The sequence below is a fragment of the Dankookia sp. GCM10030260 genome (genome assembly GCF_042666655.1).
In the GTDB taxonomy this organism is placed as follows: domain Bacteria; phylum Pseudomonadota; class Alphaproteobacteria; order Acetobacterales; family Acetobacteraceae; genus Paracraurococcus.
Genome location: NZ_JBHTDE010000002.1, coordinates 148,060 through 174,371 on the forward strand (window position 1 = coordinate 148,060; position 26,312 = coordinate 174,371).

The following is a 26,312-nucleotide window of genomic DNA, read 5'->3' on the forward strand; positions in this document are numbered from 1 at the left end:
TGGAGCGGCGACCGGCAGGGCCGGGGCGGGCTTCAGACGATGCGGTGCGGACTGCAGACCGCCGCGGAGCGTTCGAGCGACATAGACAATCCCTTACGGCCCCGGCCCCGTAGGGACCGGCATGGACGAAAAGGACGCGTCCCGTCGTTACTGTGCCCCCGGGAGGGCTCGCGGCACGTGCGATGGCGTCAGCGCCATCCCTCACGGGCGGCGCGACCGGAGAAATAGTGGGTCCGTGCGGGAATTGCCATGCTTTTTTCAGGTTGGTCGCTGCATGGCGGGCATGTCCGGCCGAATGGCCGGCGGGTGACCGGAAACTTACCGGCCAGGATTCAGCCCTTGGCCAGCAGCGCGAGGTACTCCCAGGCCATGGTCGCCCCGGCCAGGGCGGTGATCTCGGCCTGGTCGTAGGCCGGCGCCACCTCCACGATATCCATGCCGCGCCAGTCGAGCCCGCCCAGCCGCCGCAGGATGCCCTGCGCCTGCCAGGTGGCGAGGCCGCCGATCTCCGGCGTGCCGGTGCCCGGGGCGAAGGCGGGGTCGAGCGCATCGATGTCGAAGGACAGGTAGCTCGGCGCGTCGCCCAGCACGGTGCGGATGTGTGCCGCCAGTGCCGCCGGTGTCGATTCCAGCGCTTCCTGCGCCGGGACGATGGTCACGCCCTGCGCCACGGTCCAGTCCCAGGTCGCCCGGTCGATGGGGGAGCGGATGCCGACCTGGATCATCCGCCGTGGGTCGATCAGGCCCTCGTTGATGGCGTGGAAGAAGACCGAGCCGTGCGCGAGGGTCTGCCCCCAGCTGTCCGCCCAGGTGTCGAGATGCGCATCCATGTGCAGCAGGCCGAGCGGCCCGCCGACCCGTCCGGCGAGTGCCCGCAGCAGCGGCAGGGTGATGCCGTGCTCGCCGCCGAGGGTGACCAGGTGCCGGCAGGCCGCCGCCTGGCGCTCGATCAGCGCCAGGCTGGCCGCCAGGTCGCCGAGGGCGATCTCGAACTCGCCGAGATCGGCGATGTCCATCTCGCGCGGGTCGACCCAGTGCTGCGGATGGCCGCCATCCACCAGCATGCGGCTGGCGCGGCGGATCGCGCCGGGCCCGTCGCGGGCGCCGGCGCGGTTGGTGGTGCCGATATCGAGCGGCACGCCGGCGATGCAGAGGGCCGCACCCCCGTCCTGCCGCGTGATGCCGAGGAAACCCGGCGGCGTGGCGAAGGTCGGGTGGTGCGGCTGCATCAGATCACTTCACCGAGGAGAAGGCGGTCGGCTGCAGGAACATGTTCTCGACCCGCTCCAGGATTGGCCCGTCGGCTTCCGACGCGGTGCGGGCGGCCACCCAGTCCGGATCCACCGCGAAGCGGTTCCACTTGTCCTCGCGCTCGGCCAGGCTTTCCCATTCGACCAGATAGTACAGCGCGTGGTTGGACGGGCCGACCAGCGTGGTCCAGAAGCCGGCCTGACGGATGCCGTACTTGTCCCACAGCTTCAGCGTCACCGTGTTGAATCGGTTCAGCAGCGCCGGCAGGCGGTTCGGCAGGCAGTGGTAGATGCGCAATTCGTGGATCATGGTGGGTCCCTCCCTTGTGGGTGGGCGATGCTAGCCCGCTATCGGGGCCGGCTGGAAGCCGGACGCCGGCCGGTGCAGGATGGGCCGAAAGGGGAAACGCGCATGTCGATCGCCACCGCCGTCGAGGCCGGCACCGATCTTGTCGAATACCACTATGCCGCCGGCTGGACCGATGGGCTGCCGGTGGTGCCACCGACGCCGGCCAAGGTGGCGGCCTTCGTCGCCGCGTTGGGTGGCGAGCCGGACCTGGTGGAATGCAAGGTGGCGCCGCGCTGGGGCCTGCTGACGCGGGAGGTGCTGGCGATCAACGCGGTCATGGCCGGCTGCCTGCCGGACTATGCCCCGGTGCTGCGGGCGGCGATGCAGGCGCTGTGCGATCCCGCCTTCAACCTGAACGGGGTGCAGGCAACGACGCATATGGCCGCGCCCCTGGTCATCGTGAACGGGCCGGCGGCGCGGGCGATCGGCATGAATGGCGGTGCCAATGCCTTCGGCCCCGGCAATCGCGCCAATGCCACCATCGGCCGCGCCATCCGCCTGGTCATGCTGAACGTCGGCGGGGCGCATCCGCCCGACCTCGACAAATGCACGCTCGGCAACCCAGCCAAGTACAACTACGCGATCAGCGAGAACGAGGCCGAGAGCCCCTTCGCCCCCTACCATGTCGAACACGGCTGGAAGCCCGGGGACAGCACGGTCTTCGCCATGGCCGCCGAGGCGCCGCACAGCGTCACCGACCACCAGTGCAACGACCCCGAGGGCATCCTCGACACCGTCTGCTCGGCGATGAGCACCATCGCGTCGAACAACGCGGTGCTGTCCGGGCATTGCGCCGTGGCGCTGGGGCTGGAGCATGCGCGGGACATCGCCCGGCACGGCTGGACCCGGCACGACATCCGCCATTACCTCTGGATGCATAGCGGCAATGCCTTCCGGCTGATCAGCCGAGATCATCGCTACGGCCGCGTCTACAACCGCAACCTGCCGAAATGGTACAAGCGGGACCCGGACAGCCGCATCCCGCTCGTGCCAAGCCCGGACAACATCCATGTGTTCGTCGTCGGCGGGCATGCCGGGCGGTTCTCCGCCTTCATCCCGGGTTGGGGCCATATGAACACGCCGGTGGTCAAGCCAGTGGGCGATGCGGCGGCGCCGGACGGTCCGGACTGCGCCGACGGCGTCTGTGCGATCTGAGGGGGGAACAGCATGCTCACCACGCTTGATGCCGGCAGCCGCTTCGTCTTCGACCCGCGTGGCCGGGTGGAGAGCACCGATACCCCGGTCGCACGGCGCCCCGCCGCGCTGGACGGGCTGCGGCTCGGCATCCTCGACAACAGCAAGTGGAACGCCAACAAGCTGTTGCGCGGTGCCCAGGCGGCGCTGGAAGGCACGCTGCGATTCGCCGCGGTGACCTACGCCGTGAAGCACAGCTTCTCCAAGGATGCCGCGCCGGACCTGATCGCCCGGCTGGCCGCCGAATGCGACATCGTGCTGACCGCGATCGGCGATTGCGGGTCCTGCTGTTCCTGCTGCGTGCGGGACAGCATCGCGCTGGAACGGCTGGGCGTGCCGACCGCCTGCATCATCACCACCGAATTCGTCCAGGAGACGGCGCTGACCCGTACCGCGCTCGGCATGCAGGGTTTGCTGCCGGTGGTGATCGACCATCCGGTCAGCTCCATCACGGCGGAGGAAGTGGCGGCCCGCGTCGCGCAGATCGCGCTGCAGGCCCAGGCGGTGTGGCTGGGGCGCTGACCGCGCGGTGAGCTACGAATTCTGGAAGCTGATCCACCTGTCCGGCATGGTGCTGCTGGTCGGCAACGTCACCGTCACCGCCATCTGGAAGCTCTATGCCGACCGCACGCGTGATCCGCGTATCATCGGCTTCGCCCAGCGGTTGGTGACCATCACCGACTGGTTCTTCACCTTCTGGGGCATCGTGCTGCTGGTGGTGGGCGGCTTCGCCGCTGCATGGATGGCGGGCATGGATCCCTTGCGCGACGACTGGCTGGTCTGGTCCGAGGTGCAATTCGTGATTGCCGGGATGATCTGGCTGTTCCTGCTGGTGCCGATCCAGGTCCGCCAGGCGCGCATGGCGCGCGGCTTCGCCGATGGCGGTGCGATTCCGGATGTCTATTTCCGGCTCGGCCGGCGCTGGATCGTCTGGGGCCTGGTCGCCACGGTCCCGCTGGTCGGCGCCATGTGGAGCATGATAGCCAAGTCCTGAAGCAAGGGGGCAAACGACAATGCTGCTGTATGATTCGATCGGGCCCAATCCGCGCGTGGTCCGCATGTTCATGGCCGAGCGCGGGATCGAATTGCCGAAGGCCACCATCGACCTGCGTGGCGGGGAGAACCGCCAGCCGGCCTACCTGGCGAAGAACCCGGCCGGGCAGATGCCCTGCCTCGAGCTCGACGACGGCTCGATCCTCGCCGAGATCACCGCGATCTGCGAATACCTCGACGAGATCACGCCGGGTGAGAGCCTGATCGGCGCTACGCCGCAGCAGCGCGCGGAGTGCCGCATGTGGTGCCGCCGCATCGACCTCAACATTCTCGAGCCGATGACCAACGGCTTCCGCTTCAGCCAGGGCCTCAAGCTGTTCCAGAACCGTATCCGCTGCATCCCGCAGGCGGCGGACGAGCTGAAGCTGACGGCGCAGGAGAAGCTGGCCTGGCTGGACGGGCTGATCCAGGGGCGCGAGTTCGTCTGCGGCGACCGCCTGACGCTGGCCGACATCCTGCTGTTCTGTTTCCTCGACTTCGGCGCGCAGGTCGGCCAGCCGGTGAACCCAGCGCTGACGGCGGTGACCGGGCTGGTCGAGCGGATGAAGGCGCGGCCCTCCGCCGCGTCCTGAAGGAGAAGAAACGCCGGGGAGAAGGTATTCTCCCCGGACCCCTCATCCATGTCTGCGGCTTGGCATTCGCCGCGCGGCAGGTCCCGACTCGCAAAAAGAAAGGTTAGGGGGAATGATTTCCTCCCCCAACCTTCCTGCCTACACCACCTTGCCAGCACGCAGCGCAGCGATCTCGGCAGCCGAGTAGCCGAGCTCGCCGAGCACCGCGTCGGTATGCTCGCCGACCATCGGTGGCGGGCTGTCCACCCGTGGCCCGCCATGCGCCAGGGTGAAGGCGGCGACCGGCACGCCGAAGGCCTGCGGCACGCCCGGGGCGCCACCTTCGAAGCGGTGGACCACCCCGCGCGCGGCAAGGTGCGGGTCGGCCAGCGCCTCTTCCATCCGCCGGACGCGGGCCGCCGGCACGTGCTGCGATTGCAGGTAGGCCTCCCACTCATCCGCCGTGCGGGTCAGCATGATCTCGTTCAGCACCGCTTCCTCGGCGCCACGCGCGGCCAGCCGTTCCTCGTTGTTGGCCTTGGCCAGTTCCGGCCGGCCGAGCGCGGCCCAGAGGCGCTTCTGCTGCCGCAGGTTGCTCGCCCCCAGCATCACCATGCCGTCCTTGGTCGGGTAGGCGCTGTTGGTCGCCTGCGGGTGCTTGTTGCCGCTCGGCTTCGCCGCCTTGCCGGAGGCGAGGTAGGCGGTGACGTGGCTGGCCTGCATCATCAGCGCGACGTCGAGCATCGCCAGGTCGATCCGCTGGCCGCGGCCGGTCCGTTCCCGCTGGAACAGCGCGGCCGACAGCGCGAAGGCGCCCATGGTGCCGGTGGCGTAATCGATCGCCGGGGCGCCGTACTTGATCGGGTTCACCTCCGGCGTCCCCGTGGCGGCCATGATGCCGGAGGTTGCCTGGATCACATGGTCGTAGGCGGTCTGCACGCCGCGCGGGCCGTTTTGCCCGAAGGCGGACATGGAACAGTAGATTAGCCGCGGGTTGATGGCGCTCAACGCCTCCCAGCCCAGGCCAAGCGCTTCGAAGGCGCCGGGGCGGAAATTCTCCACCAGCACGTCGGCGCCGGCGACCAGCTTCTTCAGGACCTCCTGGCCGGCCCTCTGCTTCAGGTCGAGCGTGATGGCGCGCTTGTTGGACCCCTGGGTCAGGAAGTAACTGCCCATGCCGGCCCGGTTCAGCGCCAGGTCGGGGCCGCTGTCGCGGCTCTGGTCCGGCTCGTCCGGCGGTTCCACCTTGATTACCTCGGCGCCCAACAGCGCCAGCTGGTAGGCCGCGAAGGGTCCTGCCAGCACATGCGTGATGTCGATGATGCGGATGCCTTCAAAGGGCCGCATGGCTGCTATTCCCTGAACGTTCCTGAGCGGGAGTATGGCGCCCCTGGTGGCGCCCGCCAATCGGCGTCACCATGCGCGGCATGGAGGGAACGACCAGCCTGACCGCGCCGGCGGAAGCCTCGCCGCGCCCTTTTGCCTTCGGCGATTTCCGCCGGCTCTGGGGCATCGGGCTGATCATCTTCATGGTCCGCTGGCTGGAGATGCTGGCGGTCTCGATCTTCGTCTGGCAGGCCACCGGCTCCGCCTTCCTGGTCGCCATGATGGGCATGCTGCGCATCCTGCCGATGGGCCTGTTCGGCGCGCCGCTCGGCGTGCTGGCGGAACGGGTGCAGCCGCGCACCGCCCTCGTCGCCATCGTGCTGGTCAGCCTGCTGACCTCCTTCGTGCTGGCGGTACTGGCCATGACCGGCGCGCTGGCCGTCTGGCACCTGGCCACCGCCAGCTTCATCAACGGCATCGCCTGGGCGGCGGACAACCCGGTGCGGCGGATGCTGATCGGTCAGGTGGTCGGCCCCGCCCGCATGGGGGAGGCAATGTCCTTCGACGTCGGCAGCAACAATGCCAGCCGCATGCTGGGCCCGACCGTCTCCGGGTTGTTGTTCGCCGCCTTCGGCATCGAGGGCAGCTTCGTCGTCTCGGTCGGGCTCTATTTCCTCGCGCTGATGGCGGCGGTGACGCTGCGCTACCGCAGCGCACCGGTGGCGGCGGGCGGGGAAGGCGTGCTAGCGCGGATGGGGGAGGGGCTGCAGGCGGTGCGCCGGTCGCCCCGGCTGCGCGGCACGCTGGTGGTCACCATCCTGTTCAACATCTTCGGCTGGCCCTTCACCAGCCTAGTGCCGGTGGTCGCGCAGGACCGCTACGGGCTGGGGCCGGAAGCGACCGGCCTGCTGGCCAGCATGGACGGGGTCGGCGCCTTCGCCGGCGCGTTGCTGATGGCGGCACTCGCCCGGCCGGCCTGGTATGCGCGGCTCTATCTCGGCGGGCTGGCGCTGTACCTGGCGATGGTCACCGGCTTTGCCGTGGCGCCGAACGCGACGGTCGCCGGCGCCGCGCTGCTGCTGGTCGGCTTCGGGCAGTCCGGCTTCAGCATCATGCAGGCGACGCTGGTGTACCTGCTGGCGCCGGCGGAGGTGCGGATGCGGGTGCTCGGCCTGCTCTCGGTCTGCATCGGGCTCGGGCCGATCGGCTTCCTGGCTCTGGGCTTGGCCGCCGATGCGCTGGGGGCGACCCTGGCCTGCGCGCTGACCGGCGGGCTGGGGCTGCTGGCGCTGGCGCTGTGCTGGCCGCTCTGGCGTGCCATCCTGGCCAAGGGAGATGAAACACCATGACCGACCTGACGATCCGTGAGATCCGCACCACGCTGCTGCAGCTGCCCTGGGCGGACGACCCCTGGCTGTTCGGCCATGCGCTCGGGGCGCAGCGCGACCTGGTGGTGGTGGAGGTCGTCACCGCCTCCGGCCTCACCGGCATGGGCTACCTGCATCTGCTGAACCTGCCCTTGCAGCGCACCATCGGCGCTTGCATCGCCGAGGCGCTGGCGCCCTGCATCATCGGCCGCAGCGCGACCGAGGTGGAGGGCATCTGGCAGTCGCTATGGCGCACGACTCTGACCGGCGGGCGTGGCGGCGTGACCATGATGGCGCAGTCGGCGATCGACATCGCGTTGTGGGACGTGGTCGGCAAGGCGGCGGGCCTGCCGCTGCACCGGCTGTGGGGGCATGTCCGCAGCCGCATCCCGGCCTATGGCAGCGGCTGCTTCCGCGGCGCGCTGGGCGAGGGCATGGCGGCCAAGGCGAAGCACTACGCGGCGCAGGGCTATACCGCCATCAAGATGCAGGCGGCGCATATCGGCGACTGGCGGCAGGATGTGCGGAACCTTCGGATGGTGCGCGACGCGGTCGGCCCGGATGTCGAGATCATGATCGACATCAACATGGGCTGGACCGCCGACCAGGCGATCATCGCCGGCCGCGCCTTCCAGGACTACGACCCCTACTGGATCGAGGAGCCGGTGCTGCCGGACGATTTCTCGGGCTATCTCCGCTGCGCCGAGGCGCTGACCACGCGGGTGGTCGGCGGGGAGACGCATTTCGGTCGGGCCGACCTGAAGCCGGTGCTGCAGAACCCGCGCCTGCCGATCCTGCAGCCCGATCCGATGCGCGGCGGGCTGACCGAGCTGCGCAAGATCGCCACGGTCGCCGACACCTGGGGCATGACCATGGCGCCGCATCTCTTCCCCGAGCTCAACGTGCATCTGCTGGCCAGCATCCCGAACGGGATCTGGGCGGAGAACATGGGCCTGCTGGACGATGTCTGGGTCGACCCGCCGGCCTACGAGGCCGGCCACATCATCGCCCCCGAGCGCCCCGGCCACGGCCTGGCCTTCAAGCCGGAGGTGCTGCGCGGCTTCGTCCTGAAGTAGCGCGGGCGCGGGGCGGCGCAGGGCCGCCCCGGCCGTTTCGCCTCAGGCCAGCGCGGCGATCGCCGCATCCACCCCGCCCGGGGTATGCGGCACGCCGGCGACCTTCATCGCCAGCTCCACCGTCGCCAGCGTGCCGAGGATCATCGGCTCGTTCAGGTCGCCCAGGTGGCCGATGCGGAAGACCTTGCCAGCCAGCGGCCCGAGCCCGCCGCCGAGCGAGAGGTTGAAGCGCTGCATCGCCACCCGGCGGAAGACGTCGCCGTCGATGCCATCCGGCATCAGCACCGCGGTGACGCTGTCCGAGTAGCGGGACGGCGTGGTGCAGAACAGCTGCGGGCCGTTGTTGCCCGACCAGTGCTGCACCGCCGCCCGCACCGCCCGCGCCAACCTTGTATGGCGGGCGAAGACGTTCTCCAGCCCTTCCTCCTGCTCCATCAGCCGCAGCGATTCCTGCAGGCCGAAGAAGAAGCTGGTCGGCACCGTGCCGAGGAAGCTCTTCAGCGGCCGCTTCATCATGGCCGACCAGTTGAAGTAGTGCTTCGGCAACGTCGAGGACTCGTGCGCCTTCAGCGCCTTGTGCGAGACGCCGGTGAAGCTGAGCCCGGTCGGCAGCATCAGCCCCTTCTGGCTGCCGCCGACCGCGGCATCGACGCCCCATTCGTCCATCCGGAAGTCGAGGCTGCCGAGCGACGAGATGGTGTCGGCCAGCAGCAGCGCCGGATGCCCGGTGGCGTCGAGCGCCGCGCGCACCTCGGGGATCGGGATCATCATGCCGGTCGAGGTCTCGTTATGCACCACGCCGACGGCCTTGATGACATGGCCGGTATCGGCGGCGAGCGCCGCCTGCACCGCCGCCATGTCGACGCCGCGGCGCCAGTCGGCCGGCACGGTCTGCACCTCGATGCCGAGGTCGGTCGCCATGCGGCCCCAGGACTGCGAGAAATGGCCGCTCTCCAGCACCAGGATGGTGTCGCCCGGCGAAAGCAGGTTGGCCAGGCAGGCCTCCCAGGCGGCATGGCCCGAGCCGGTATAGAGGAAGACTTCCTGCCTGGTCTTGAGGATGCGCTTCAGCCCCTCCATGCAGGCCCAGTAGACCTCGCCGAAGGCGGGGTCGGCGAAGTCCACCGTGTGGTGCGCAGTCGCCAGCAGCACGCTGTCCGGGATGTTGGTCGGGCCGGGATTGGCGAAGAACAGGCGGCCGCGGGGCTTCCGCGGGGTCTCGCTGGCGGTCATCCTGAAATCCTTTGTGAGATCAAACCGGGAAGGGGTGCTTGCGCAGGTAGGGCATGTAGCTGTCCTCGACATCCACCTCGAGCGAGGCCAGCACGCGCACCACGGCGCAGTAGAAGCTGGCAGTCACCGTCAGGTCGACGATCGCGTCGTTCTCCAGCGCGGCGCGCAGCGCGGCGAAGGTCTCGTAGCCGATGCCGGGGCCGGCGAAGACCTCCCGCGCCGCCCGCAGCACCAGCCGCGCCAGCGGGTCGAGCGTCGTCGCCTCGCCGCGCGTCTCGGCCTTGATCGCCTCGATGTCCTCGTCGGTGACGCCGAAGTCGTAGCCAATCTTGACGTGGTGCGACCATTCATAGGGCGAGCGGGCCAGCCAGCCGACCTGCAGGATCGCCAGCTCGCGCAGCCGCGGGTCGAGCTTGGCGCCGTAGCGGATGTACTGGCCGAGGCCGCTGAAGGCGCGCGCCGCGCCGGGGCTGTTGACCAGCGCCTTGTGCAGGGTGATCTCGCGCTTCAGCAAGTCCTGGTCTTCCGGCTTCAGGTCGGATCTTTCCAGGTAGGGCAGGCGGGCCATGGGCGGTCTCCCGATGTTCTCTTACAGGAACTTGTAGTCGAAGCCGGCGGCGCCGCCGGTGATGCGGCCGGCGGTGGCGCCGGGGAAGTGGATCGGCAGCATCACCGCCGCGGTGTCGGCGACCTCCTCGAAGAATCTGCGGCGGGACGCCGCGGCCATTGCCGGGTCCCAGTCGAAGACGGTGGACCAATCCGGCTCCCGCACCTGCAGCGCGTGGTGCATCAGGTCGCCGGTGACCACCGCGCGCTGGCCGCCCGAGCGGATGTTGATGCAGCAATGGCAGGGCGCGTGGCCGGGCGTCGGCTGCAGGGTGATGGTGTCGTCGAGCGCGAAGTCGTCGTCCACCAGCAGCGCCTGACCGGCGGCGACCACCGGTTCGCAGTTGTAGCGCCAGACATTGCCCGGCGGGTTGGTGCCGCGGGCCGTCGCCTCCTCCCAGGCCGCGTATTCGCGCTTGTGGAAGATGTACTTGGCCTTCGGGAAGGTCGGCACCCAGCGGCCGTTCACCAGCCGGGTGTTCCAGCCGCAATGGTCGATGTGCAGATGGGTGCAGAAGACGTGCGTGACATCCTCGAAGCGCAGCCCCTCCGCCGCGAAGCCGTCCAGCCAGGGTTGCTTCGGGAAATCCATCGGCGCCGGGTAGCCCTTGTCCTCGCCGGTGCAGGTGTCGACCAGGATGGTGTGCTTCGGGGTGCGAACCACGAAGGTCTGGTAGGTGATGACCATCCGGCCGGTGGCGGGGTCGAAGACCACCGGATCGAGCGTAGCCAGGTGCTTCGCCCCGACGGCCTCGTCATAGGCCGGGAACATCTCGGCCGGACGGCGCCAGGGGCCGTCGCGCTCGATGATGCTGGTGATGCTGACGTCGCCGATCCGCAATGTCTGCATGGTGCGTTTCCTCTGTTGGGCCAAAGCCTAGTCCCGGCGCGGGTGGTGGGCCAGCCAGCGGGGGCGGCGGGCAGCGGCCCTGCCGCCGACCGGCCGTGGGCCGCTCAGGCGTCCACATGCTCCGTCGCGCGGACCGAAGGCCGTGCGGCGAAGCTGGCATGCCAGGCTGCCAGGCGCGGATGCGCCGCGCGCCAGCCGGCTTCCGGCCAGCGGAAATCGAGGTAGGAGAGGGCGCAGCCGATCGCCACCCGGCCGATGTCGAAGGCCCCGGCCGCGAGCTCGGCGGCCTCGGCCTCCAGCGCCGCCAGGACTGCCGCCTGCTTGGCGGCGAAACCGTCCAGGATTCGCGGGTCGGGCGCGGCGCGGCCCAGCTCGCCGCGCCAGAGCAGCAGGAAATCCATCGCCCCGTTGCCGAGCGCCTGCCGCCGCAGCGCCTCGATCCGCGCCGGGCCGGCGGCCGGGAACAGCCGCGGCGTGCCGCCCAGCCCGTCGAGGTATTCGCAGATCACCACCGAGTCGTAGAGCGTGCCGCCGTCCTCCAGCAGCAGGGTGGGGATCTTGCCCAGCGGGTTCCGCGCCAGCACGTCCGGGTCCTGCCGGGTCAGTGCCACCACGGTGGGGATGCGCTCGATCCGCCCGACCTGCCCGACCTCATGCGCCACCACCATGACCTTGCGGACGAAGGGGGAGCGGGAGGACCAGTGCAGCCGCATCATGGCGCGGCGCCGCCGCTGGTGGTCGTGATCGTCTGCATCGTCTGTTTCCCCCACATTTCGATGCGAAGGATGCGCCGACGCGGGACGGCGATGAAGCCCCGAAAAAGCGAAGCCGCGGTCCACGGGTCATCCCCGTGCCGCGGCCGCTTCGGTCGGTCTGTGCCCGCCGGGAACCGGCGGGCGGTATGGGCTTAGAAGCCCTCGCGCTCGAGGCGCTTGCGCTCGACCTTGCGGGCGCGGCGGACAGCCTCGGCGGCTTCGCGGGCCCGGCGCTCGGACGGCTTCTCGTAATGGCGACGAAGCTTCATCTCGCGGAACACACCCTCCCGCTGCAGCTTCTTCTTGAGCGCCTTCAGCGCCTGGTCGATGTTGTTGTCACGGACGACGACTTGCACGCGGCCCAGCCTCCTATCGCTGTTGGGACAAAAGCAAACGGCCGCAAGCGGCAGATGGTTCCGGCAGGCCCCGATGATCCGGGACCCCGCGCGGTACCCCCTACCGAATTGCGGAGACGCGCCGTCTAGCATGGTTCCAACCCCGACTGGAAGCCCTCGCCGGACCCGAAGCGGCATCCTATCTGCTCCCCTGGCAAGTGACAGCCGGTGGAGGCCCCCGATGCCCATCCTGAAGATCGCCCGCATGGGCCACCCGGTCCTGCTGCGGGAGGCCGAGCCGGTCGACGACCCGACCCATCCGGAGATCCGCCGGCTGGTCGCCGACATGGCCGAGACCATGCAGGACGCCTCCGGCATCGGCCTGGCGGCACCGCAGGTGCATGTCCCGCTGCGGCTGTTCGTCTGGCGCGGCGCCAGCGGGGTCTCCGTGCTGATGAACCCGGTGCTGGAGCCATTGGGCGAGGAGGTCGAGAGTGCCTGGGAGGGATGCCTGTCCATCCCTGGCCTGCGCGGCTGCGTCACCCGGCCGAAGCGCATCCGCTTCCGCGGCCTGGACGCCGAGGGCAACCCGGTCGAGGGCGAGGCGGAAGGCATGACCGCCCGGGTCATGCAGCATGAGACCGACCACCTGGACGGAGTGATGTACCCGATGCGCATGCAGGACCTGGCATTGTTCGGCTTTACCGAGGAACTGGCCCGCGCCGCCGGGACCGCCGGCCGATGACCGAGCGATCCGAGATCCGCGACCGCACCATCCGGGCGATCCTGCCGATCGCCGCGCGGGATGGCTGGAACTGGGGGGCGATCCGCGCCGGCCTGCGCGCTGCCGGAGAGGACCCGGCCCTGGCCGAGAGCCATTTCCCGACCGGTCCCGTCGGCGCCGTGCTGGCCTGGATCGACCTGCTGAACCGCGAGATGGAGGCCGCCGCCGCGGCCGAGGACATCGCCGCGCTGCGCGTGCCGCACCGGATCCGCCGGGTGGTCGAGCTCCGGCTGATCGCCATGGCCCCGCACAAGGCGGCGCTACGCCGGGCGCTCGCCTTGCTGGCGCTGCCCTGGAACGCGCCGCGCGGGGTCTGCGCGACGGCGGGCGCGGTGGACGCCATGTGGCATGCCGCCGGCGACACTTCGGCGGATTTCTCCTGGTATACCCGCCGGGCGACGCTGGCCGGCGTCTATACCACCACGATCGCCTGGTGGCTGCGGGACGAGGATCCCTCAATCTTCGGCGCCATGCAGTTCCTCGACCGCCGCCTGGCCGACCTGTCCCGGTTGCAGAAGCGTCGCCCGAAGCGGCCTGCCGCCGCCTGAACCCTCGCGTCCTTGGCGCGCTTGGACCGGGACAAAGCGGGGCGGGAAACCATGGCGAGTCGCCGGGCATGGCGTTGGGGGTTGGGTGCGGGGCTGCCTTTGGCGGCGCTCGTGCTGTTTCTCGCGCTGTTTCGCTGGGATTGGCTGATCCCGGTCATCGAGGCGCAGGCCGCCGTAAAGCTCGGCCGGCCGGTGACGCTGCAACACCTGCATGTGAAGCTTGGCCGGACCATCACTGTCACGGCCGAGGGGCTGCGGGTCGGCAATCCGCCGGACTTCGGCGATGCCCCGCCCCTTGCCCATCTGCCGCGGGCTGAGGTCGATGTGGCGCTGGCACCGTTGCTGCGCGGCGCGGTGGTGATCCCCGCGGTCAGGCTGGATCAGCCGCAGGTGGAACTGATCAGCCGCGCCGATGGCAGCACCAATTATGCCTTCGACGTTGCCGGCCCGGCCGGGGAGGAGGCCGATGGCGACGGCCCGCAGATCGGCGCGCTGCGCATCCGCGGGGGCAAGGTGCATGCCGGCCTTGCCGGGCTGAAGGCCGACTTCGCCGTCGACCTGAACACCGAGGACCTGCCCGGAGAGGAGCCCGCCCTGCTAGCCGAGGCGAAGGGCACCTACGCTGCCCAGCCGATCGATGCCCGCTTCCGAGGCGGCGCGGTGTTGAACCTGCGCGAAGCCGAACGGCCTTGGCCGGTCGACCTGCAACTGGCCAACGGCCCGACCCGCGTCAGCCTCAAGGGCACGCTGCGGGACCCGGTCAAGCTGGCTGGCGCCAATCTGCGGCTGGAGGTGCAGACGCCCGACATGGCGCGGCTGACCCCGCTGACCGGCGTGCCGTTTTCCCCCACCCCGCCCTTCCGCGCCAGCGGGCGGCTGGACTATGCCGCCGGCCGTTTCCGCTTCACCGATGTCGAGGGCCGGGTGGGCAACAGCGACATCGCCGGCGCCTATACCGTCTCGACCGGCGCTCGGACCGACTTCACCGCCGACCTGCATTCGAAGCGGGTCGACCTGGCCGACCTGGGCGGCGTGGTCGGCGGCACGCCTGGGCGTGCCGGCACCCCCGGCCAGACCGCCGAGCAGCGCCGGGAGATCGCCCGCGCCGCGGCCAGCCCGCGGCTTTTCCCGACCACGCCGATCAGCATCCCGCGGCTGCAAGCGGCCGATATCCATGTCCGCTACCGGGCCGACAGCATCCGCGGCCAGGGCATCCCATTCGATGGGATGGAGATGGTGCTCGACATCGTCGACGGGGTGATCCGGCTGCATCCTGTCACCTTCAAGGTCGGCCGTGGCGAGCTCTTCGCCGATGCGACCCTGACCCCACAGGAGAACGGCACGCTGCGGGCCAAGGCGGATATCGAGTTGCGCCGCGTCGACATCTCCCGCCTCATGCAGGCGGCCGGCGCCGGCGGGGCGGGCAGCCTGGGCGGGGTCGGGCGGATCGAGACGACCGGCCGGTCCGTGTCGGAGATGCTCGGCAACGGCAATGGCGCGCTGACGGTGGTCTCGGTAGGTGGCAACCTCAGCGCGCTGCTGGCGGATCTTTCGGGCCTGCAATTCGGCAAGGCGCTGCTCTCGGCGCTGGGGGTGCCGGAACGAACGCAGATCGAATGCCTGATCGGCGATTTCGCCCTGCGGCAGGGCGCCTTGTCCGTCCGTACCCTGCTGCTGGATACCGAGAGCCATGTCATCACCGGCAGCGGCATCGCGGGACTGGGCAAGGAGGTGCTGGACCTGCGGCTGCGGACCGACAGCAAGAATTTCAGCATCGGCTCGCTACCCACCAGCATCGGCATCACCGGCAGCTTCAAGTCGCCCGCGATCGCCCCCGACGTCGCGGAACTGGGCGCCCGGGCCGGCGCCGCGGTCGGGCTCGGCGTGCTGTTCGCGCCGCTGGCGCTGTTGCCGACCATCCAGCTCGGCGTCGGCGAGAACAGCCAGTGCGAGCGGTTGACCGAAGCGGGCCGCAACGGGCGGGAGGGGCGTGGGGCGCGCTGACCACGGGTGCATGCAAGGGGGGGCGGCGGACCCCCGTCCGGCGCCCTGCGCCTGCGCCGCCCCCCTTCGGCCCGACCCGCGCCTACCCGGCAGTCTGCTTGGCCAGGCATTCCTTCATGAAGGCCTTGCGTGGGTCGGCATGCAGGCCCCGCGCCTTTGCGGTGGCGTTGCACTGGCGCATCTTCTCGTGCTGTGCCTGCTGCGCGGGGGTGGGTTCCCGCTTCGGCTTGGGCTCGGCGCCCAAGGTCGGGAGGGTGCCGGTGACGAGCAGGGCGAGGGAGAGGACGAGGCGACGCATCCTGAGTTCTCCTGAAGCGATGTAGACAAAATAGTTTGCCACATCGATTCGGTTCAACCTTGGCGTTTGGGCGCGGTTGGGCATGCGGCTTGCTAACCTTTCGCTCGAAGGCACCGCCGGACGGTGCCATGGATGCAGGGGGATGCCATGCCGACCGAACCCGAACTCGTCGTGCCGACGATGGAGGCGATCCGCCGCTGGAGCGGCGTCTCCGTCCCCAATCCCGCGGCCCGCCACGGCCTAGCCGACCACGCCGCACTGATCGCCGAACTGGAAGCGCTGCGCGGCACCATGGCTTTCGAGGACGAGCCGAGCAGCTTCGAAGCCGCGCTGCGCGACTGCAGGGAGGCGGGCCAGTGAGCGACCTCACCACGCTGTCGATGACCGAGTCCGCAGATGCCTTCGCCCGTGGCGAGGTGACGGCGGAAGCCATGGTGCTGGCCAGCCTCGCCCGCATCGAGGCGCAGGATGCCAAGGTCAACTCGGTGATCCGGCTCGACCGCGACGCGGCGCTGGCCGCCGCCGTGGCGCAGGACAAGGCGCGCACCGCCGGTGCGACACCCGGCCCGCTCGCCGGCGCGCCGATGATGCACAAGGACATGTACTACCGTGCCGGAAAGGTGAGCACCTGCGGCTCGAAGATCCGGAAGGACTTCGTGCCGAAGATCACCGCGACCGTGCTGCAGCGACTCGACGCCGCCGGGGCGATCGACATGGGCACGCTGAACATGGCGGAGTTCGCGCAAAACCCGACCGGCCACAACGCGCATTTCGGCGACTGCCACAACCCCTGGAACCTGGCCTATTGCACCGGCGGATCGTCCTCGGGATCCGGCGCCGGGGTCGCGGCGCGGTTCTTCACCGCGGCGCTGGGCAGCGACACGGGGGGCTCCATCCGGCTGCCGGCGACGCTGTGTGGCGTGACCGGGCTGAAGGCGACGCAGACCCGGGTCTCCCGCGCCGGGGTCATGCCGCTGTCCTTCTCGGCCGACAATGTCGGTCCGCTGGTGCGCACGGCGCGCGACGCGGCGCGCTTCCTCAAGGTCATCGCCGGCCATGACCCGAAGGACCCGACCAGCGCGCCGGAGGCGGTGCCGGACTACGAGGCGGCGCTGACCGGCAGCGTGAAGGGCATGAAGATCGCGGTCTGCGAGACCTACTTCCTCGACGGCGCCGATGCGCCGGTGGCCGCCGCCTTCGAGGCGGCGCTGGCGGATCTGAAGGCGGCCGGCGCCGAGATTACCTGGGTCAAGGCGGCGAGCCTGCGGGCCATCTCGGCCTATACCGCGCTGGTCAGCCGGGTGGAGGGCGCGGCGATCCACGCCAACTGGATGCGCGAGCATTCGGGCGACTATTCCATCCACCTGTCGTCGCGGCTGTTCGGCGGCTATGCCATCCCGGCGCATCTTTATGTCGAGGGACTGTCGCGCCGTGGCCCCCTGCTGCGGCAATTCGTCGCCGAGACGCTGACCGGCTACGACCTGGTGGCGACGCCGACGCTGCGGACCCGGGTGCCGACGCTGGCGGAGACCGACATCGACGCCGACCCGGCGAACTGGTCGCGCTTCATGGCGGTCTCTGCCAATACCCGGCCGTTCAACTATCTCGGCCTGCCGACCATCAGCATCCCCTGCGGCTTCGACGACCGCGGTCTGCCGGTGGGCCTGCAACTGGCCGGGCGACCCTTCGCCGAGGCGACCGTGCTGCGCGCGGCGGATGCCTATCAAGGCGTTACCGACTGGCACCGCAAGGCGCCGGTCCTTTAAGCCAAGATTGGGGGGGAAAAGCTATTCCCTCCCCAAACCCCTCCCTTCCTTTTTGATGGCTTGGCATTCGCCGCGCGGCAGGTGCCAACCCACAGAGACAGAGCAGCGGCCTGGAGAGGATACTTCCTCTCCAGCCTTTTCTTCCTAGGGTGTCGCCGTCCCCACCCCATCCCGCCCCGGCAGCCCGATCCGCCCGAGCCCGGGCAGCTTCACCGCCGGCCGCCGCAGGTCGAAGCCGGCCACGGCGCCAAGCAGGTTCACCTCGACCCCTTCGACCCAGGCGAGCGTCATCCCGGCATAGCCGCCGAGCGTCAGGCGTAGGCCGGTGCCGGAGGGCGTCGGCCGCAGCCAGCGGCCGTCATAGGGGAAATCCTTGCCGATCGCGGTCGGCGGCAGTGCCGCCTGGATACCAGGCGCCGCATCCAGCACCGCGGCGACGAAGGTGTTGGAGTTGGGGCCCGGCCAGGGCCGGTAGTCGCCCTGGTTGCGCCAGGCATAGCCGGCGACGGCGGCCTGCATCTGCGGGATCAGAGCCGCGGCGGCCGCGCCGTCGGCGGCGAAGATCACCTCCGGCACCTGGCCGAACCAGCGTCCATCCGGCTCGAACCCGTTCATGCGGATGGGCGCGCCCCAGGCGGTGTAGTCGTAACGGGTGTAGCGCGCGGCGCCTTCGGGTTTCAGGACGATCCAGGAATGCACCGCGAAGATGCCGCGCCACCGGACGGTCCGCGCGGCGAAGACGCGGACGATGGCGGGGCCGTGCTGCGCGGCGGGTGGCAGCAGCCCGGCGCTGGACCGGTCGGCGGCCCACCAGCCATCGCCGGTGCCTTCCCAGCGATAGCGGGCGGCGGAGACGCCCAGGGGCAGGAGGAAGAGGAAGACGAAAAGGAGCAGTGCGAATTTCAGGAAGGACATGGTCCCGCCTGATATTGGGCGTGGCACGTCGCAGCGCCACCGCCTTGCAGGCCGGGCGGGGCGATTCGGGTGCCTCAGTACATCTGCGCCCTGATCCGCGCCTGGTACTCCGCCTCGTACTGCGCCGCATCGATCTGGCCGCCCGCGGTATGCGCCGCGATCATCGCACCGTTGGTCGGCACGCCGGCCGGCCTTTCGCGCCCGGCCCATAGCCCCGAGCGCATGAGCGCCTTGGCGCAATGCGCATAGACCTCGCGCACCGTGACCAGCAGCACCGTCGCGGGGTCCTTGCCGTCCACGGCGAAGCGCGCCCGCAGCGACGGGTCGGCGGTGATCCGCGCGGTGCCGTGCACCCGCAGCGTCTCCCCCACGCCGGGGACCAGGAAGAGCAAAGCGACCTCCGGGTTCTCCAGGATGTCGCGCAGCCCATCCAGCCGGTTGTTGCCGCGCCGGTCAGGCAGAGCGAGCGTCCGCTCGTCCAGCGGCACGACGAAGCCGGGCGCGTCGCCGCGCGGCGTGGCATGCGGGCCGTGCCGCCCCGCCGTCGCCAGGATGCAGAAGGGCGAGGCGGCGATGAAGGCGCGGGACTTCGCCTCCAGCCGGTCCGTCACCTTGGCGAGGAAGCGCGGATGCGGCGCCTCGTAGGCAGCGGCGAGCTGCGCCGGCGTGGTGACGGCGAAAGGGTCGCTCACCCCCGCAACGCCTTGATCTGCGCCGGGTAGCTGCCGGGATCGACCCGGACATCGACCAGAGCCGGGCCGGGCGCCGCCAGCGCCTCGACCAGCGCGGCGCGGTAGCCGGCCGCGTCCGCCGCGCGCAGCCCGATGCCGCCGAGCGAGCGCATGATCCCGGCGAAATCCGCCTGCGGCCAGCCCAGCGCGCCGCCCGGCAGGTCGCGGCCACCCTTCTTGATGTCGATCAGCGAGAGCGTCGCGTCGTTGAATACCACCACGGTCAGCTTGACGCCGAGCGTGGTCGCCGACGCCAGCTCGCCCAGTGCCATCAGCAGGCCACCATCGCCGGTGAAGGCCAAGGCGCCACGCTGCGGATCATGCAGCGCCGCGGCGATGCCGGCGGGCAGGGCGAAGCCCATGGTCGCCAGCCCGTTCGAGATCAGCAGGTCGCCCGGCCGCTCGGCCTGCCAGAAGGTCGTGCAGGGGAACATATGCGCGCCGGCATCGACCGAGACGCGCGGGTCGCGCCCCGCCGCGCGGCATTCCGCCTGGGCGATCTCCACCACCGCCTGCGGCGAGAGGCCCTGGTTGCCGCCCGGTGCATTGGCCAGGCAGGCCAGCCATGCGGCGCGGTGTGCGGCGATCGCCGAACCTTCCCAGGCGCTACGCGGCACGTTCTGCGACAGCGCCGCCAGGGCCGGTGCCAGCGGTCCGTACAGCGCCGCCGCCGGCGCGCAATAGTGCAGCGGTCGCGGCGCGGTGCCGAGGTCGATCACCGGCGCGGCGAAGCGCCAGGGCTGCGGGATGAATTCCACCGGGTCGGCGCCGGCGAGGATGATCAGGTCCGCCTCGCGCAGCAGCGGCGCCTCGGCCTCGCCGCCGGTGAAGACGCCGCCGAACAGTGGATGGGCGTCCGGCAGCGCGCCCTTGGCCTTGTACGTGACCAGCACCGGGCAGCCTAGCCGCACCGCCAGGTCGCGCAGCGCGGCGCAGGCGGCGGGTTCGTTGGCTTCCAGCCCGGCGACCAGCACCGGGCGGTGGGCGCCCTGCAGCAGCGCCCGGGCGGCGTCCACCGCCGGCCCTGCCGGCACCCGGTCCGGCACTGCCAGGGCAATCGCCGGCAGCGGCGCGGCCGGGCCGCGGGCCACGGCGGCGGAGAGTTCCAGCAGCACCGGGCCACGTGGCGCGGCGAGCGACGCCTCCAGCAGGGTCGCCGCCATGGCACCTGGCGCGCCGCCCGGCTCGACAGCCTTGGCCGAGGCCTTGGTCACCGGCGCCAGCATGGCCGCGTGATCGAAGAACTGGTGGTTGGCGAAGGCGCGCTCGGCACCCGAAAAACCGTCGGCGAGCAGCAGCAGCGGGGCCCGGTCCAGCGAGGCCTGGGCCATGCCGTTGGCCGCATTGCCGACGCCGGGACCGCGGGTGACCAGCACGGCGCCGGGGCGGCCGGACAATTCCGCCTCGGTCGCCGCCATGATGATGGCGGCGGTCTCCTGCCGGGCCAGGACGAAGGGAATGCCGCGGGCCGCCGCGGCCTCGATCAGGTCGAGGCTGGACCCGCCGCCGGGCACGCCATAGAGCCGCGGCGCGCCGGCCGCCCGCAATGCCTCGGCCACCGCCTCCGCCCCCGTCCGGGTGCCGGTCTCCTTCCCTGGCAGCGTCATGCCGTTTTCTCCTGCGCGTCTTGGCGGCCAGCATAGGGCGGCTGCCGCGGCTGCCCAGCCCGTCCGCTTGCCTGCCATTTGCCGCATGACGAGGCGGGCTTGGTCAGGTAATGGGCAGGGTACAACACCTCGCCTCGATTCATTGCTCATGCCGGCTTGCGGTCGGGGCATGCTCCGTGCTGCTTTCAGCCGATACGGACCAAGCAACAGGGGACCGCAGCCGAGTGTCGCCAGCGAAGACCGCCGCATTCGATGAGATGCGCGCCGAGGATGGGGTCCGTGCGGCTTATGCCGAGATCGAGCGCTGGCTGCGGGCGACCCCGCGCGAGCTGCTCGACCGCAAGCGCCACGAGGCGGAACTGCTTTTCCGCCGCATTGGCATCACCTTCGCCGTCTACGGCGAAGGCGGCGACCCGGAACGGTTGATCCCCTTCGACATCATCCCGCGGATCATCGCCCGGTCCGAGTGGGACCGGCTTTCGGTCGGCCTGCGCCAGCGGGTGCAGGCGCTGAACGCCTTCCTGGCCGACGTCTACGGCAAGCAGGAGATCCTGAAGGCCGGCAAGATCCCCAGCGCCCTGGTGCTGGAGAACGAGGGCTACCGGCAGGAAATGGTCGGCATCGTGCCGCCCGGCGGCGTCTACACGCATATCTCCGGCATCGACATGGTGCGCACCGGGCCGGACGAGTTCTACGTGCTGGAGGACAATTGCCGCACGCCGTCCGGCGTCTCCTACATGCTGGAGAACCGGGAGGCGATGCTGCGGCTCTTCCCGAAGCTCTGCGCCCGGCACAAGATCCTGCCGGTCGGCCGCTACCCGGAAGAATTGCTGGAGACGCTGAAGGCGGTCGCCCCGGCCCGCGCCGGCGCTCATCCGACGGTCGCGATCCTGACCCCGGGCCCCTACAACAGCGCCTACTACGAACACTGCTTCCTGGCCGACGAGATGGGGGTGGAAGTGGTGGAAGGCGCCGACCTCTTTGTCCATGACAAGGTGGTGTACATGCGCACCACCGCCGGGGCGAAACGGGTGGACGTGATCTACCGCCGGATCGACGACGAATTCCTCGACCCCACGGTGTTCCGCAAGGACAGCCTGGTCGGCGTGCCCGGGCTGATGGAGGCCTATCGCGCCGGCAATGTCGCCCTGGCCAATGCGCCCGGCGGCGGCATCGCCGACGACAAGGCGATCTACCCCTACGTGCCCGAGATGGTGCGCTTCTACCTGGGCGAGGAGCCGCTGCTGGCCAACGTCCCCACCTTCCTCTGCGAGCGCGACGAGGACCGCAAATACGTCCTGTCGAACATCGACAAGCTCGTGGTGAAGCTGGCCAAGGGCTCCGGCGGCTACGGCATGCTGATCGGCCCGCATGCGACCAAGGGCGAGTGCGAGGAATTCCGCGCCCGCATCCTGGCCAGGCCGGGCGACTACATCGCCCAGCCGACGCTGGCGCTGTCCACCTGCCCGACCGTGGTCGAGCAGGGGATCGCGCCGCGCCACGTGGACCTGCGGCCCTTCGTGCTCTCGGGCAAGGAGATCCGCATCGTTCCCGGCGGGCTGACCCGCGTCGCGCTGAAGGATGGGTCGCTGGTGGTGAATTCGTCGCAGGGCGGCGGCACCAAGGATACCTGGATCCTCGACGACGAGGGCCCCGACAGCGCGCCGGCCCAGTCGCAATCCCAGTCCCAGACGGCGTCCGCCTGATGCTCAGCCGGACTGCCGACAACCTCTTCTGGCTCGCCCGCTACACCGAACGTGCCGGCAACGTGGCGCGCGGCCTGGGCGTTGCTTCCCGCATGGCGGCGATCTCCGCCCGGCTGGGCGACGAGGTTGCCGAATGGCGCTCGCTGCTCACCGCCTCCGGCGGCGAGGAGGGGTTCTACAAGAAGTACGAGGCGCCGACCGCCGAATCCGTGGTGCACTGGCTGGTCTTCGACCCGGATAATTCCTCCGGCATCCTGCCCTGCTTCGAGGCGGCGCGGCGCAATGCCCGCGCCATCCGCACCGCGCTGACCGTCGACATGTGGGAAGCGCTGAACGACAGCTGGAACCACCTGCGCAACCTGGCGCCCGACGCGACCGAAGGCGAGCAGCTGCCCAACTTTCTCGGTTGGGTGCAGGAACGCGTGACGCTGTTCAATGGCGCGGCGCATGACACCATGCTGCGCAACGAGCCCTGGCGCTTCGTCCATCTCGGCACCATGCTGGAACGCGCCGACAACACCGCCCGGCTGCTGGACGTGAAGCATGAGCTCTTCAATCCGGGCGAGGAAGGCGCGGTGGATTACGTGCAGTGGCAGGCGGTGTTGCGCTCGGTCTCGGCGCTGCGGTCCTACCAGTGGGTCTACCGCGAGAGGCTCAGCGCCCGGCGGATCGCCGAGCTGATGATCCTGCGGCCGGAATTGCCGCGCAGCCTGGCCGCCTGCTACGCCGAGGTGGCGGATACGCTGGAGGCGATCGCGGTCGGCCAGGGCAGCCGGATGGGCGAATGCCACCGCCAGGCAGGGCTGCTCAAGGCGGAGCTGCGCTACGGCCGGATCGACGACATCTTCGAGGAAGGGCTGCACAGCTTCCTCACCGGGATGATCACCCGCACCGCCGCGCTGGGCGCCGAGATCGACGCCTTCTACATCAAGCCTTGAACTCCTCCCCTGCCTTGTGTGGGTTGGCATTCGCCGCGTGACGAGTGCCGACCACAGAAGGCAGATGAAGGACCTGGGGAGGCTGCCTTCTCCCCAGGACGTCCCTTACCTCCGCCGCGGCGCCGGCACCTCGCGCGGGGCCACCCGAAGCACGCCCCATCCTGCAAGCCCGGCGACCAGGGAGCCGAGCAGGATGCCCACCTTCACCTCGTCCTGCAGCAGCGGCTCTTCGGCGAAGGCCAGCATCCCGATGAAGAGGCTCATGGTGAAGCCGATCCCGCAGAGCAAAGCGATGCCCACCATCTGAAACCAGCCCGCGCCCATCGGCAGGTCGGCCAGGCCGAACCGGATGGTCAGGGCCGCGCTGCCGAAGACGCCGACGAGCTTGCCGAAGACCAGGCCGAGGGCCACGCCGAGCGTCAGGTGGTCGAGCAGCGCGTCGGTGGTGAGCCCGGCGAAGGACAGGCCGGCATTGGCCAGGCCGAATACCGGCACGATCAGGAATGCGACCCAGTTGTGCAGCCCATGTTCCAGCCGGTGCAGCGGCGAGGCTTGCATGTCGTCCGGCCGGCCAGGCTCGGCCCGCAGCGGGATGGTGAGCGCCAGCGCCACGCCGGCGATGGTGGCATGCACGCCGGAGCGCAGCACCAGCGCCCAGAGCACCGTCCCCAGCAGCAGATACGGCCACAACCGCAGCACGCCGGCCCGGTTCATCGCCACCAGGGCGGCGATGACCGCTGCGGCGAGGCCAAGCTCCAGCACCGCGATATCGCCGCTGTAGAAGACGGCGATGATCAGCACGGCGCCGAGATCGTCAATGATCGCCAGCGCCGCGAGGAAGACCTTGAGCGAGCTCGGCACCCTGTCGCCCAGCAGCGACAGCACGCCGAGCGCGAAGGCAATGTCGGTGGCCGAGGGAATGGCCCAGCCGCGCAGCGTTTCCGGGTCATTCCAGTTGAAGGTGGCATAGATCAGCGCCGGCACCGCCATGCCGCCCGCGGCCGCAATGCCGGGCAAGGCGCGGCGTTTCCAGCTGGCAAGCTGGCCGTCCAGGAATTCGCGCTTGATCTCCAGCCCGACGAACAGGAAGAAGATCGCCATTAGCCCGTCATTGATCCAGTGCTGGACGGAGAGCGGGCCGAGATGCACATCCAGCGTGCCGAAATAGGCGTCCGACAGCGGCGAATTCGCCAGCGCCAGGGCCAGCGCGGCGGCACTCATCAGCACCAGGCCGCCGGCGGCCCCGTTGTCCAGCATGTGGCGCAGCATCGATAGCGGGCGGCGTGGTCCTGGCAGGCTGCCATCGAGCATTCCGAAGATCTCCGTAGGTTCGGGGCCGAACGCTTGGCAGCCCGGCGGGATGCAACCCTATCGGCGGCGAACCAGATGGATGGGATGAGGCACCGGGAGGTACCCCGGCGCGGAATGCCCTATACCCGCGGTGGACGAGCAGGAGCGGGCGGCATGACCTATTGCGTCGGACTTTATCTGCGGGAGGGGCTGGTCCTGCTCTCCGACACCCGCACCAACGCGGGCGTCGACAACATCTCCGTCTTCTCGAAGATGCAGGTCGAGGAAGTCGCGGGCGAGCGGGTGCTGGCCATGCTCTCGGCCGGCAACCTGGCGATCACCCAGGCCGTGTGGAACCGGCTGCAGGAGGGCGTCCGGCTCGACGGGGCGCGGCACACGCTGCGTACCGTGCGCAACATGTTCCACGCGGCGCAGCTGGTCGGCCAGGCGGTGCGCGACGTCTTCGAGGCGGACGGTGCGGCGCTGCAGGCGCAGGATGTCCGCTTCGACATCTCCCTGATGCTGGGAGGGCAGATCGCCGGCGAGCCGCCGCGGCTGTTCCTGGTCTACGCCGCCGGCAATTTCATCGAGGCGACGACAGACACCCCCTTCCTGCAGATTGGCGAGCATAAGTACGGCAAGCCGATCCTCGACCGCGTGGTGACCTTCGACACGCCGATCGCCGACGGCGTCAAGCTGGTGATGATCAGCATGGACAGCACGCTGCGGTCCAACCTGACCGTGGGGATGCCGGTCGACCTGCTGGTCTACCGCACCGATGTCTTTGCGGTGACGCTGCGCCGCCGGATCACCGAGGAGGACGCCTATTTCCGCATGATCCGGGAGGGCTGGAGCGCCGCGCTGCGCCAGGCCTACCTGGAGATGCCGCGGCCCGACTGGGTGCCGTGATCCGGCTTGCCTCGCGGCCAGGGACGGGCATGATCCGTCCACCAGGACGCGCCCAGGACCCAACCGCATGAGAATGACCCGCCGCGGCCTCGGCCGCACCGCTGCCGGCAGCGCCGCACTGTCGGCAACGCCGGCGCTGGCCGCCACCGCCACGCAGGCGCCGATCTTCACGGTGCCCGCCACCACCATCCCAATCGCCGGCAGCGAGCAGGCCTTCCCGGTCCGCCGCATCTACTGCATCGGCCGCAATTACGCCGCCCATGCGCGGGAGATGGGGTCCGACCCGACCCGCGAGCCGCCCTTCTTCTTCCAGAAGCCGACCGACGCCATCCAGTTCGTCACTCCCGGCAGCGTCGCCGACCATGCCTATCCGACGCTGACCAGGAACTACCACTACGAGGTCGAGCTGGTCGCGGCGCTGAAGTCCGGTGGGCGGGACATCCCGATGGAGAAGGCGCTGGATCACGTCTACGGCTATGCCGTCGGGCTCGACATGACCCGGCGCGACCTGCAGCGCGGCATGGGCGACCAGAAGAAGCCCTGGGAGATCGGCAAGAGCTTCGACAATTCCGCGCCGATCGGGCCGATCCACCCGGCGGAGAAAGTTGGGCATTTCACCAAGGGCGCGATCTCGCTGGCGGTGAACGGCACGGTGAAGCAGAACGCCACGCTGGAGCACATGATCTGGTCGGTGGCCGAGCAGATCGCCCAGCTTTCCGCGGCCTTCGAGCTGAAGCCGGGCGACATCATCTATTCCGGCACGCCGGAGAATGTCGGGCCGGTGGTGCGCGGCGACGTGCTGCTCTGCCGGATCGCCGGGCTGCCGGACCTCTCGGTGCGGATCGTCTGAGGCCGGGGAGGGCGGCGACGC

Annotated in this window: 28 protein-coding genes; 15 read left to right on the top strand and 13 right to left on the bottom strand. The window is 70.0% G+C overall.

Going from position 1 to position 26,312, the window contains the following annotated elements:
- Positions 1-332: 332 nt before the first annotated feature.
- Positions 333-1,229 carry an agmatinase gene (speB, locus tag ACFQS7_RS07050; protein ID WP_380066331.1) on the bottom strand — a complete coding sequence of 299 codons (897 nt, stop codon included), beginning with the start codon at positions 1,227-1,229 and terminating at the stop codon, positions 333-335.
- Positions 1,230-1,233: 4 nt separating this feature from the next.
- Positions 1,234-1,560, bottom strand: coding sequence for an NIPSNAP family protein (locus tag ACFQS7_RS07055; protein WP_380066332.1), 327 nt, complete (start codon positions 1,558-1,560; stop codon positions 1,234-1,236).
- Between the two features lie 102 nt (positions 1,561-1,662).
- Here ACFQS7_RS07055 and ACFQS7_RS07060 point away from each other — a divergent pair, with 102 nt between their 5' ends.
- Genes ACFQS7_RS07060 through ACFQS7_RS07075 form a run of 4 tightly spaced genes read left to right on the top strand, consistent with a single transcriptional unit; the run spans position 1,663 to position 4,418 of the window.
- Positions 1,663-2,754, top strand: coding sequence for a hypothetical protein (locus tag ACFQS7_RS07060; protein ID WP_380066333.1), 1,092 nt, complete (start codon positions 1,663-1,665; stop codon positions 2,752-2,754).
- A gap of 12 nt (positions 2,755-2,766) precedes the next feature.
- Positions 2,767-3,315 (top strand): UGSC family (seleno)protein, encoded by a 549-nt coding sequence (locus tag ACFQS7_RS07065; protein WP_380066334.1) that lies wholly within the window; start codon positions 2,767-2,769, stop codon positions 3,313-3,315.
- Between the two features lie 7 nt (positions 3,316-3,322).
- Complete coding sequence (locus ACFQS7_RS07070) at positions 3,323-3,787, top strand: DUF2269 family protein (RefSeq protein WP_380066335.1); 465 nt, start codon at positions 3,323-3,325, stop codon at positions 3,785-3,787.
- Between the two features lie 19 nt (positions 3,788-3,806).
- Complete coding sequence (locus ACFQS7_RS07075; RefSeq protein WP_380066336.1) at positions 3,807-4,418, top strand: glutathione S-transferase family protein; 612 nt, start codon at positions 3,807-3,809, stop codon at positions 4,416-4,418.
- 138 nt (positions 4,419-4,556) lie between these two features.
- On the opposite strand, the gene ACFQS7_RS07080 is transcribed toward ACFQS7_RS07075, so the two are convergent.
- The gene (locus ACFQS7_RS07080) at positions 4,557-5,744 is read right to left on the bottom strand and encodes a CaiB/BaiF CoA transferase family protein (RefSeq protein ID WP_380066337.1); all 1,188 of its coding nucleotides are present in this window, start codon (positions 5,742-5,744) and stop codon (positions 4,557-4,559) included.
- An 80-nt stretch (positions 5,745-5,824) separates the two neighbouring features.
- Here ACFQS7_RS07080 and ACFQS7_RS07085 point away from each other — a divergent pair, with 80 nt between their 5' ends.
- Both ACFQS7_RS07085 and ACFQS7_RS07090 read left to right on the top strand, forming a co-directional pair.
- On the top strand, positions 5,825-7,072 hold the full coding sequence (locus ACFQS7_RS07085; RefSeq protein WP_380066338.1) for an MFS transporter: 1,248 nt from the start codon (positions 5,825-5,827) through the stop codon (positions 7,070-7,072).
- Positions 7,069-8,166 (top strand): mandelate racemase/muconate lactonizing enzyme family protein, encoded by a 1,098-nt coding sequence (locus tag ACFQS7_RS07090; RefSeq protein ID WP_380066339.1) that lies wholly within the window; start codon positions 7,069-7,071, stop codon positions 8,164-8,166. Before ACFQS7_RS07085 ends, ACFQS7_RS07090 begins: the two co-directional genes overlap by 4 nt.
- A 42-nt stretch (positions 8,167-8,208) precedes the next feature.
- Here ACFQS7_RS07090 and ACFQS7_RS07095 read toward each other — a convergent pair whose 3' ends face one another.
- From ACFQS7_RS07095 to rpsU, 5 genes are all read right to left on the bottom strand, one after another.
- Complete coding sequence (locus ACFQS7_RS07095; protein WP_380066340.1) at positions 8,209-9,399, bottom strand: pyridoxal-phosphate-dependent aminotransferase family protein; 1,191 nt, start codon at positions 9,397-9,399, stop codon at positions 8,209-8,211.
- Positions 9,400-9,418: 19 nt separating this feature from the next.
- Positions 9,419-9,967 carry a carboxymuconolactone decarboxylase family protein gene (locus ACFQS7_RS07100; protein WP_380066341.1) on the bottom strand — a complete coding sequence of 183 codons (549 nt, stop codon included), beginning with the start codon at positions 9,965-9,967 and terminating at the stop codon, positions 9,419-9,421.
- Positions 9,968-9,988: 21 nt separating this feature from the next.
- Positions 9,989-10,855 (bottom strand): MBL fold metallo-hydrolase, encoded by an 867-nt coding sequence (locus ACFQS7_RS07105; protein WP_380066342.1) that lies wholly within the window; start codon positions 10,853-10,855, stop codon positions 9,989-9,991.
- Positions 10,856-10,959: 104 nt separating this feature from the next.
- Positions 10,960-11,571: a glutathione S-transferase N-terminal domain-containing protein gene (locus ACFQS7_RS07110; protein WP_380066343.1), complete on the bottom strand. Its 612-nt coding sequence runs from the start codon at positions 11,569-11,571 to the stop codon at positions 10,960-10,962.
- A 191-nt stretch (positions 11,572-11,762) separates the two neighbouring features.
- The gene (rpsU, locus tag ACFQS7_RS07115; RefSeq protein ID WP_007006360.1) at positions 11,763-11,966 is read right to left on the bottom strand and encodes a 30S ribosomal protein S21; all 204 of its coding nucleotides are present in this window, start codon (positions 11,964-11,966) and stop codon (positions 11,763-11,765) included.
- 220 nt (positions 11,967-12,186) lie between these two features.
- On the opposite strand from rpsU, the gene def reads away from it, so the two are divergent.
- Genes def through ACFQS7_RS07130 form a run of 3 tightly spaced genes read left to right on the top strand, consistent with a single transcriptional unit; the run spans position 12,187 to position 15,281 of the window.
- On the top strand, positions 12,187-12,690 hold the full coding sequence (def, locus tag ACFQS7_RS07120; RefSeq protein ID WP_380066344.1) for a peptide deformylase: 504 nt from the start codon (positions 12,187-12,189) through the stop codon (positions 12,688-12,690).
- Positions 12,687-13,277 (top strand): COQ9 family protein, encoded by a 591-nt coding sequence (locus tag ACFQS7_RS07125; RefSeq protein WP_380066345.1) that lies wholly within the window; start codon positions 12,687-12,689, stop codon positions 13,275-13,277. Before def ends, ACFQS7_RS07125 begins: the two co-directional genes overlap by 4 nt.
- A gap of 51 nt (positions 13,278-13,328) precedes the next feature.
- Complete coding sequence (locus tag ACFQS7_RS07130) at positions 13,329-15,281, top strand: AsmA family protein (protein WP_380066346.1); 1,953 nt, start codon at positions 13,329-13,331, stop codon at positions 15,279-15,281.
- Positions 15,282-15,363: 82 nt separating this feature from the next.
- Here ACFQS7_RS07130 and ACFQS7_RS07135 read toward each other — a convergent pair whose 3' ends face one another.
- Positions 15,364-15,579, bottom strand: coding sequence for a PsiF family protein (locus ACFQS7_RS07135; protein WP_380066347.1), 216 nt, complete (start codon positions 15,577-15,579; stop codon positions 15,364-15,366).
- A gap of 147 nt (positions 15,580-15,726) precedes the next feature.
- On the opposite strand from ACFQS7_RS07135, the gene ACFQS7_RS07140 reads away from it, so the two are divergent.
- Positions 15,727-15,939 carry a hypothetical protein gene (locus ACFQS7_RS07140; RefSeq protein ID WP_380066348.1) on the top strand — a complete coding sequence of 71 codons (213 nt, stop codon included), beginning with the start codon at positions 15,727-15,729 and terminating at the stop codon, positions 15,937-15,939.
- Positions 15,936-17,345, top strand: coding sequence for an amidase (locus ACFQS7_RS07145; RefSeq protein WP_380066349.1), 1,410 nt, complete (start codon positions 15,936-15,938; stop codon positions 17,343-17,345). Before ACFQS7_RS07140 ends, ACFQS7_RS07145 begins: the two co-directional genes overlap by 4 nt.
- Positions 17,346-17,489: 144 nt before the next feature.
- Here the strand turns inward: ACFQS7_RS07145 and ACFQS7_RS07150 are convergent, their stop codons facing one another.
- From ACFQS7_RS07150 to ACFQS7_RS07160, 3 genes are all read right to left on the bottom strand, one after another.
- Positions 17,490-18,260, bottom strand: a complete 771-nt coding sequence (locus ACFQS7_RS07150) for a DUF3750 domain-containing protein (RefSeq protein ID WP_380066350.1) — start codon at positions 18,258-18,260, stop codon at positions 17,490-17,492.
- 74 nt (positions 18,261-18,334) lie between these two features.
- Complete coding sequence (locus ACFQS7_RS07155) at positions 18,335-18,952, bottom strand: pyridoxamine 5'-phosphate oxidase family protein (protein WP_380066351.1); 618 nt, start codon at positions 18,950-18,952, stop codon at positions 18,335-18,337.
- Positions 18,949-20,598, bottom strand: coding sequence for a thiamine pyrophosphate-binding protein (locus ACFQS7_RS07160; protein WP_380066352.1), 1,650 nt, complete (start codon positions 20,596-20,598; stop codon positions 18,949-18,951). The genes ACFQS7_RS07155 and ACFQS7_RS07160 overlap by 4 nt, the downstream gene beginning before the upstream one ends.
- A gap of 257 nt (positions 20,599-20,855) precedes the next feature.
- On the opposite strand from ACFQS7_RS07160, the gene ACFQS7_RS07165 reads away from it, so the two are divergent.
- Together ACFQS7_RS07165 and ACFQS7_RS07170 are read left to right on the top strand one after the other, a co-directional pair.
- Positions 20,856-22,304 carry a circularly permuted type 2 ATP-grasp protein gene (locus ACFQS7_RS07165; protein ID WP_380066353.1) on the top strand — a complete coding sequence of 483 codons (1,449 nt, stop codon included), beginning with the start codon at positions 20,856-20,858 and terminating at the stop codon, positions 22,302-22,304.
- Positions 22,304-23,242 (top strand): alpha-E domain-containing protein, encoded by a 939-nt coding sequence (locus tag ACFQS7_RS07170; protein ID WP_380066354.1) that lies wholly within the window; start codon positions 22,304-22,306, stop codon positions 23,240-23,242. Before ACFQS7_RS07165 ends, ACFQS7_RS07170 begins: the two co-directional genes overlap by 1 nt.
- 105 nt (positions 23,243-23,347) lie before the next feature.
- Here ACFQS7_RS07170 and nhaA read toward each other — a convergent pair whose 3' ends face one another.
- Positions 23,348-24,553, bottom strand: coding sequence for a Na+/H+ antiporter NhaA (gene nhaA / locus ACFQS7_RS07175; RefSeq protein WP_380066355.1), 1,206 nt, complete (start codon positions 24,551-24,553; stop codon positions 23,348-23,350).
- Positions 24,554-24,706: 153 nt separating this feature from the next.
- Here nhaA and ACFQS7_RS07180 point away from each other — a divergent pair, with 153 nt between their 5' ends.
- A complete protein-coding gene (locus ACFQS7_RS07180) occupies positions 24,707-25,441 on the top strand; it encodes a peptidase (protein WP_380066356.1) in 735 nt (244 codons plus the stop codon).
- Positions 25,442-25,508: 67 nt separating this feature from the next.
- Positions 25,509-26,291: a fumarylacetoacetate hydrolase family protein gene (locus ACFQS7_RS07185; RefSeq protein ID WP_380066357.1), complete on the top strand. Its 783-nt coding sequence runs from the start codon at positions 25,509-25,511 to the stop codon at positions 26,289-26,291.
- The last annotated feature ends 21 nt before the right edge of the window (positions 26,292-26,312 follow it).